Genomic DNA, 8,147 nt, shown 5'->3' on the forward strand with positions numbered 1-8,147 from the left:
ACGTGATCCGCATCGTCATCGCCGACGATCACCCCGTGGTCAGGGCAGGCATCCGCGCGCTCCTCGACGGCGAGGACGACCTCAGCGTCGTCGGCGAGGCCGAGACGCCAGAGCAGGCGGTCGAGCTGGCGCGAACGCTCGACCCCGAACTCGTGCTCATGGACCTGCAGTTCGGCCAGACCACGAGAGGGGCCGACGCGACCCGGAGCATCCGCGCCCTCGAGGCGCCGCCGTACGTGCTCGTGCTGACGAACTATGACACCGACGGCGACATCCTGAGCGCCGTTGAGGCCGGCGCGAGCGGGTACCTGCTCAAGGATGCCCCGCCGAGCGAGCTCATCGCCGCCGTGCGCGCCGCGGCATCCGGCGAGAGCGCCCTCGCACCCGCCATCGCCGGACGCCTGATGGAGCGGATGCGCGCCCCGCACGTCAGCCTCTCGTCCCGTGAGATCGAGGTGCTGCGCCTCGTCGCGGACGGCGCCTCGAACAGCGAGATCGCGGCGGCGCTGCACATCACGGATGCCACGGTGAAGTCGCACCTGGTGCACGTCTTCTCGAAGCTGGGCGTGGCATCCCGCACTGCCGCCGTGTCGGCCGCGCGCAACCTCGGGGTGCTGCGCTGAGGTAGCGCCGCGTTTAGCGCTACCCGTGATCGGGTAAGGAGCACGCCGGGCGCGGCGCTAGTCCGCGGGACGCACGAGGGTGAGTCGCTGCGTCGGCCGCGTCATCGCGACGTAGAGAGCGGATGCCCCGCGCGGCGACTCCGCGACCAGCTCGTCGGGATCCGCGATCACCACGGCGTCGAACTCGAGGCCCTTCGCGTCCTGCGCGGTGAGCACGACGATCGGCTTCACCAGGCCGGATGCTCCGCGACCGGCATCCGATCCGTAGCGGCGAGCGACAGCATCCGCCACCTCGTCGGCGAGCGCGACCGGCACGATGACGGCCAGCGACCCCGTGTCGTCGATGCCGCGATCGTGCGCGACGGCCTCGACCGTCGCATCCACGACTCCTCGACCCCGTTCAGGTCGTCTACCCGGTTCAAGTCGCGAAGTCTGCCCTTTAGACGGCTCCACAAGGGCAGACTTCGCGACCTGAACGCCGGGGGCGGTCACCTCGCGCACCGGCCAGTCGCCCTCGCGCACTGCCCGCGCGGGCGTGATCGGCAGCCCCTGCGAGCGGGCGAACGCCTCCGCCTGCCGTGCGATCTGGGCGGGCGTGCGGTAGTTGACCGTGAGCTCCTCGAGACGCCAGTGGTTCTTGAAGAGCGGGCCGACGGCATCCGCCCAGCTGCGTCCGCCGCTCGCGGAGGACGACTGGGCGATGTCGCCGACGATCGTGAACGACTTCATCGGGCAGCGCCGCACCAGCAGCCGCCACTGCATCGGGCTGAGCTCCTGCGCCTCGTCGACGACGACGTGGCCGTACGCCCAGGTGCGATCGGATGCCGCCCGCTCCGCCGTCGTGAGCCCGTCGCCCTGGGCCGCGGCCTGATCGACCAGCTGCTCGGCCGTGACGAACGACTCGGCGCCGGCATCCGCGATCGCTGCGCGAGCGACGCGCAGGTCGCGCTTGCGCTGCTCCTTCGCGGCCTGCCGGTGCGCCTGATCGCGTGCGTCGGCGACCTCGCCGAGCACCTCGGCCGCCTCGTCGAGCAGCGGGATGTCGCTGATCGTGAACGGGGCATCCCTCGGCCGCCGCAGCAGCGTCCGCTTCTCCGTGCTCCACCTGGGCGTCAGCTCCGCCAGCCACTGAGGCCGCGCGTACAGGTCCGCGAGGAGCTTCTGCGGCGTCAGTGGCAACCACGCCGTGTTCAGCAGCACGCGCACGTCGTAGCTCGTGCGCACGTCCTCGCGCAGCACGGCGAGGTCCTCCTCGTCGAGCGTCTGCCCCTTCTTGCGCAGCTGCTCGGCGAGCCGGGCGGTCAGCGCCGTAAGCGCGTGCTTGACGAAGGTGATGCGGGCCACGTTGTGTGGCTTGCCGGTCCGCTGGGCGCGGCGCAGGGCATCCGCGATCAGCGCCGGCTCGACCACGAGCCGCTCGTTGTCGATCTCGACGACGGATGCCTCGCTTGGCACCCGCTGCCGCGACTCGACGGCCCTGTGGATGAGATTCACCAGCTGCTTGGAGCCCTTGAGCTGGGCGGTGGCGGGCGGGTCATCCGTGTCGGCGGAGACCCCGGGGAACAGCTCCCGAGGCTCTGCATGACCACGCCGGTCTCGCCGAGCGACGGGAGCACCTCCTCGATGTAGGTGAGGAACGCGTGCGTCGGCCCTACGACGAGCACACCGGACCCCTCGAGCTTCTGCCGGTGCGCGTACAGCAGGTAGGCGGCGCGGTGCAGCGCCACGGCGGTCTTCCCGGTACCTGGACCGCCCTGCACCACCAGCGCGTCGCGCAGCTCGGAGCGGATGATGCGGTCCTGCTCGGCCTGGATCGTCGCGACGATGTCGTTCATGCGTCCGGTGCGCTGCGACATCAGGGCTGCCATGAGGGCGGCGTCGCCCTCGACGTGGTCCGGTCGCGTTCCGGCCTGCTCGAGCAGCCGGGAGTCGAACACCTCGTCGTCCACCCGCAGCACATTGCGGTCGCGCATGGTCAGCCGGCGCCGGGCGGCGACACCGAGCGGATTCGCCGCCGTCGCCTGGTAGAACGCGCTGGCCTGCGGGGCACGCCAGTCCAGCAGAACGGTGTGCTCGTCATCGTCGCGCAGGCCGGTGCGCCCGACGTAGCGGAGGAGCGGGTCGCGTAGCGGGTCGTCGGTGCCCGCGTCGTCGCTGCCCGGGCCGGTGCCCGCGTCGTCGGTGCTCGGGCCGGTGCCCGGGTCGTCGCTGCTCGGCTTGTCGCTGCTCGGCTCGCGAGACTGCATGGCCGCCCCGAGAAGGTGGGTGTTCCCCGATGTCTCGGGGTCGGCGTGCTGTCTCGCGGTGGCCGCGCCATTTGAGCTCGCCGCGGCATCATCCAGCTGCAGCCTGCCGAACACGAGGCGGGGCTCCACCTCGCGCAGCTGCAGGATGCGGTCCTCGTAGAGCCGCGCGTAGGCATCCCGTTCGCCGCGCGCCTGGTGCGTGCCGCCCGCGCTCTGCCTGCGGACGGCGGCCAGACGCTGCACGGTGTCCTCGCGGAGTGCGTCGAGCCGGGCGTAGAGGTCGGCGACGACGCGGCGTTCCCGAACGAGTTCCGATTCGTGCACGCGTCCCCCCGGTTCGCAGTCAGGCCGTCTAGTTTAGGGCGCTGTGCCCGAGCCCGCTGGTTGCGGCCGCCCGTCGCGGGGTCGAGGGGCCGGCGGCCAGCTCCGGTCGCAGCTACGCCAACATGACATCCGATCGAAAGCATGCCAATCGGTCATGTTCTCGGCAGGAGAGCGCACTATGTCCTGTCGACGTCTCCACTGACAACCGGATGGCCGGGGCGACCTGATACGCTTGTGGCTCTTGCGTTCCCGTTGCCGGGATACGCCTGCGTCGTCAGAGCGCATCAGCTCGCGAGACGGCCCGTGCAGTTCGCACGCCGGTACCCTCGCTTTTCGATTCCTTCTCACGGCGAACGGATGCGCCAGCCGGCGTCTTCGCCACAACCTCGTCGTGCGCGCCACGACGCCTGCCCGAAAGGCACCCCCATGACTTCCTTCTCCGACCTCGGCGTGCCCGCGCCCCTCGTCGCCGCGCTCGAGCGCGACGGCAAGGTCGAGGCATTCCCGATCCAGGCGGACACGCTTCCCGACACCCTCGCCGGACGCGACGTGCTCGGCCGAGGCAAGACCGGCTCAGGCAAGACGATCGCCTTCGCCCTGCCCATCGCCGCACGCCTCGGCACGACGCTCGCCGGCGGCAAGCGCAGGGCCGGGCATCCGCTCGCTCTCGTGCTCGCTCCCACACGTGAGCTGGCCACGCAGATCGCCACCGCGCTCGAGCCGCTCGCCGCGGCCTACCGCCTGACCACGACGACCGTGTTCGGCGGTGTCAGCCAGAAACGCCAGGTGGATGCGCTGCGTGCCGGCGTTGACATCCTCGTCGCCTGCCCCGGTCGCCTCGAAGACCTGATGAATCAGGGATTCGTCTCGCTCGACGCGGTGGAGATCACCGTGCTCGACGAGGCGGACCACATGGCCGACCTCGGGTTCCTGCCCGTGGTGACGCGCATTCTCGACAAGACGCCGGCATCCGGTCAGCGCCTGCTGTTCTCGGCCACGCTCGACAACGGCGTGGACAAGCTCGTGAAGCGGTTCCTGCACTCCCCCGTGCTGCACTCCGTCGACGACGAGACCAGCCATGTCGACCGCATGACGCACCACGTGTTCGAGGTGGAGTCCCTCGACGCGAAGAACGACCTCGTGCACGCGCTGGCGTCGGGCAAGGGCCGCAGCATCCTGTTCATGCGCACGAAGCACCACGCCAAGCGGCTGGCCAAGAAGCTGACCGAGTCGGGCATCCCCGCCGTCGACCTGCACGGGAACCTGTCGCAGCCGCAGCGCGACCGCAACCTGGCCGCGTTCGGCGACGGCAGCGTGCGCGTCATGGTGGCGACGGATGTCGCGGCCCGCGGCGTGCACGTCGACGACGTCGAGCTCGTGGTGCACGTGGATCCGCCGGCGGAGCACAAGGCGTACCTGCACCGCTCCGGGCGTACGGCCCGGGCCGGCGCGACCGGCGACGTGGTCACCATCGCGCTGCCGACGCAGAAGGACGACCTGCGGGTCGTGCTGCGCAAGGCCGCCATCGCGGCCACGCCGCTGCCCGTGACGGCGACGTCGCCCGAGGTGGCGCGGCTCGTGGGCGAGGTGGCGCCGTACGTGAAGCCTGCACCGAAGGCCGCGCAGCAGCGCTCGGGCGGCAGCCGCACGGTCGCCGAGGCGCTCGACGCTTCGCGCGGCGGCCGTCGTCGCGGTCGTGGGTCCAGCGGAGCGGATGCCCGCACACAGCAGGCATCCGGCCGCGGCGGCCAGTCGGCGCGTGGCGGCCAGGCCGGGGCCGGTCGCGGGGCGCAGCCCACGCGCGGCCAGCAGGCGAGCGGCCAGTCGGCGCGCGGCGGCCAGTCGTCGAGCCGCGGCGCCCAGCAGTCGGCCGGGCAGCCCTCGCGTCGCGGCGGTGCCGCACCCGCTCGTACCGGCTACCGCGTCGGCGACGTGGTGCGCCCCAATGGCGGAACCGGTCGCGGCCGCGGGCACCGCCGCGCCCAGGGCTGACGCGCCCACCGCCCTCGTTCATAACTCAGGACGATCAAGCAGCGCTGTCCGGACAGTCTGCATGTTGTCGCCAGTGCTGCGGATGACCACTAGCTCTTCTCCTGAGTTATGAACCGGGGGAGGCGGTGCTCGGCGAGTTCGACGAGAGCGGGTCAGTTCGCCCATCCGTGTCGGCGGCCAGCGCGCCGCGCGAGGTGTTCCACCAGCCGAGTGGCGCCGCAACACCCGCCGCGAGCGCGTATGGCAGGAGCATCAACGCGGCGACGGGATTTCCCCAGAGAACGAGGCCGGCCACATCCATCGTGAACAGCCCGACGGCTATGCCGTAGGCGCTGAACACCGCAAGGTGGACGCGGTCTCTCCGCTCACCGCTGAGCGCACGTCCGATGCGGGACGCCAGCGGAGCTCCGACGAGGGCAGCGGCGATGCTCACGGGCAGACCGACAAAACCGCCAAGGAGCATCATGACGAACGCGGTCGCCGGGCTGGCAATGAGCCCGATCACCAGTGTGATCGCCGCGCCCATCGGCTGGAACCACAACACGGCGAAGAAGACCCCTGTGGTGAACTCCCGGCTCGTGAACGCTCGCGGATGCTCGGCCGTGCGCGGCATGGCCCTGTCGTACTCGACCTTGAGCCGCGTCACGATCGGCCTGCGTCTCGCTTTCGAGCGGCCTGCAACGAAATCAGTCGACCGAGCGCAACAGCGATTCCGGCTGCGCACACGAACGGGACGTAGCTAAACGGTGAGCCGAGCCCTGGCAACACCAAATCCGCCGTGGCGTGCAAGACGCCGTTCAAAACGATAAAAGCCGATATTCCGACGAACATGCCGTATGTTGCGAAGGCCGCAAGGTGAATCCAGTCGGCACGTATTCGACGAAGGGCCGTGCCCAGCAAGTATGCGACGGGCGAGCCGACGATTAGTGCGCTAAAGCTGGTCGGCAGTCCGTAGATGCCTCCGAACAGCACCCCGTACAGCCCGTCGTCCAGCGAACTGCTCCAGATTGCCGATGCCGGCGGTGTGATGGGCAGGTTGAAAGGAATTCGTGCCGCCATCACGAACGCAATGATCATTCCCATCGGCTGAAACACGAGGAATGCCGTGAGCGCGCCGCGCACGAACTCTCCGAGTGTGAATGCCTTCGGGAGGTCCGCCCTCCGCGGCGACGACGCGCCGTAGCGCACCGCCATCGCGTTCACAGTCCCGCCTCCGCGACGAGGTCGAGTATCGACCGCAGCGGGGCGCGCAGGAACGGCATCCGGATCGCCGGAAGGGCGACACGAAGCAGGCGCAGGCCCTGTTCGAGCAGCCGCTCGGTACGCCGCTGGCCGGCCGAGCGGTCATACGACCAGTACAGGCTCAGCAACAGATAGCTCAGCCAGAGGGCCGCGGGCATCCGCTCTTCGAACTCGCCCGGCAGCCGGTTCTTCGCGCCGGTGATCGCCTCGCGGAACAACCCAACGGTGATCTGCCTGGCGGGCAGCGAATCCGCCGACAGCGGGTTGAGCGGCGACTTCGGCGAGATCATCGCGCTGAGGAATCCGGGCGCGAACTTGTGGAAGGGCGCCAGTTGCGCAAGGCCCTGCCGGTACACGATCCCCAGCCGTTCCACGAGGTCGGTCGATGTCGCCAACAGCGGCTCGACGGATGCCCGATGCGCCTCCTGCACCTCCACGTACAGCTCCTGCACGAGGTGATTCTTGGTCGGGAAGTAGTAGTACGCGTTGCCCAGTGAGACGCTGGCCTCGTCCGCCACCTGCCGCATCGTCGTGGCATCGAACCCGTTCTCGCGGAACGAGCGCAGCGCCGTCTGACGGATGCTCGCCCTCGTGCGCTCCGACTTCGGCGACTTGCGTCCGTTCACGTCCGAGTTCGGCTTATCCGCCCCAGCCGTATCCTCGTTTTTGAACACGTTCAAAACTTAGCTCGCAGGGAAGCCCAGCGCAAGAGCCGTCCGTCAACCGATCGAAAATGCACGAAATGGGCCGAGACCCGCGCTTTCGCGTCGAAGTCTCGGCCCGTCCTTGATGATTCAGTGGCGAGCGCCGGGCGTCACCCCTGCGCGAGTTCGGCCACCGGCTGCCACTCCTCCCACGTCGCGATCCGGGCAGCGTAGTCGGCCTTCGCCAGCGCGAGCGGGCCGGACCCGAAGAAGACGCGCAGCGGCGGCTCCTGGGCGTCGACGACCTTGAGGATGGCCGCCGCCGATGCCTCCGCATCGCCCGGCGTCGAGTTGCGCTGCTTGCGGCTTTCGGCCACGGCTCTATGCACGTCGGCGTAGTCCGGCGACTCTGCCGAGTGCTTCGACGACGATCCGGCCCAGTCGGTGGCGAACGCAGCGGGCTCGACGAGCGTGACGTGGATGCCGAAGGATGCCACCTCCTGCGCGAGCGCCTGACTGAAGCCTTCGAGCGCCCACTTCGAGGCGTTGTAGATGCCGACGAGCGGGAACGCCGTGATCCCGCCGATCGAAGAGACCTGGATGATGTGCCCGCTCCCCTGCGCACGCAGGAACGGCAGCGCGGCCTGCGTCACCCAGAGGGCGCCGAAGACGTTCGTCTCCAACTGGGCACGCGCCTCGTCTTCCGTCACCTCTTCGATGAACCCGAAGTGTCCGTACCCCGCGTTGTTGACGACCACATCGAGCCGTCCGAACCGCTCGTGCGCGGCGCGCACGGCCGCGAAGTCCGCCTCCCGGTCCGTGACGTCGAGCTGCACGGTGAACAGTCGATCGCCGTACTTCTCGACGAGATCGTCGAGGGATGCCACGTCACGCGCCGTCGCCGCGACCCGGTCGCCGCGCTCGAGCGCTGCTTCCGCCCACGCGCGCCCGAAGCCCCGCGAGGTGCCCGTGATGAACCAGACCTTGCCGTTGTTCTCTTCAGCCATGGGGACAACGGTAGGGCCGGCGCCACAGCCCCGCGGCGCCGGCAACGTCGTGTTACCGACCGGACCGGT

General features: G+C 69.8%; 6 protein-coding genes and 1 pseudogene. 2 read left to right on the plus strand and 5 right to left on the minus strand.

Annotated features, from left to right (window positions below):
• Positions 1 to 2: 2 nt before the first annotated feature.
• Positions 3 to 623 carry a response regulator gene (locus ACTHNC_RS18475; protein ID WP_440296099.1) on the plus strand — a complete coding sequence of 207 codons (621 nt, stop codon included), beginning with the start codon at positions 3 to 5 and terminating at the stop codon, positions 621 to 623.
• A gap of 57 nt (positions 624 to 680) precedes the next feature.
• Here ACTHNC_RS18475 and ACTHNC_RS18480 read toward each other — a convergent pair.
• Positions 681 to 3,193 (minus strand): annotated as a pseudogene (locus ACTHNC_RS18480) (HelD family protein).
• 426 nt (positions 3,194 to 3,619) lie between these two features.
• Between ACTHNC_RS18480 and ACTHNC_RS18485 the strand changes: the two are divergent.
• Positions 3,620 to 5,185: a DEAD/DEAH box helicase gene (locus ACTHNC_RS18485; RefSeq protein ID WP_440296100.1), complete on the plus strand. Its 1,566-nt coding sequence runs from the start codon at positions 3,620 to 3,622 to the stop codon at positions 5,183 to 5,185.
• Between the two features lie 106 nt (positions 5,186 to 5,291).
• Here the strand turns inward: ACTHNC_RS18485 and ACTHNC_RS18490 are convergent, their stop codons facing one another.
• The 4 genes from ACTHNC_RS18490 to ACTHNC_RS18505 all read right to left on the minus strand — a co-directional run bounded on the left by ACTHNC_RS18490 (position 5,292) and on the right by ACTHNC_RS18505 (position 8,078).
• Entirely contained in the window at positions 5,292 to 5,831 is a 540-nt protein-coding gene (locus ACTHNC_RS18490; RefSeq protein WP_440296101.1) for a hypothetical protein, read from the minus strand.
• Entirely contained in the window at positions 5,828 to 6,388 is a 561-nt protein-coding gene (locus tag ACTHNC_RS18495; protein ID WP_440296102.1) for a hypothetical protein, read from the minus strand. Before ACTHNC_RS18495 ends, ACTHNC_RS18490 begins: the two co-directional genes overlap by 4 nt.
• Positions 6,385 to 7,101 carry a TetR family transcriptional regulator gene (locus tag ACTHNC_RS18500; protein ID WP_440296103.1) on the minus strand — a complete coding sequence of 239 codons (717 nt, stop codon included), beginning with the start codon at positions 7,099 to 7,101 and terminating at the stop codon, positions 6,385 to 6,387. Before ACTHNC_RS18500 ends, ACTHNC_RS18495 begins: the two co-directional genes overlap by 4 nt.
• Positions 7,102 to 7,241: 140 nt before the next feature.
• Positions 7,242 to 8,078: an SDR family oxidoreductase gene (locus ACTHNC_RS18505; protein WP_440296104.1), complete on the minus strand. Its 837-nt coding sequence runs from the start codon at positions 8,076 to 8,078 to the stop codon at positions 7,242 to 7,244.
• Positions 8,079 to 8,147: the final 69 nt, after the last annotated feature.

It is taken from the genome of Humibacter sp., assembly GCF_051954055.1.
Taxonomy (GTDB): domain Bacteria; phylum Actinomycetota; class Actinomycetes; order Actinomycetales; family Microbacteriaceae; genus Humibacter.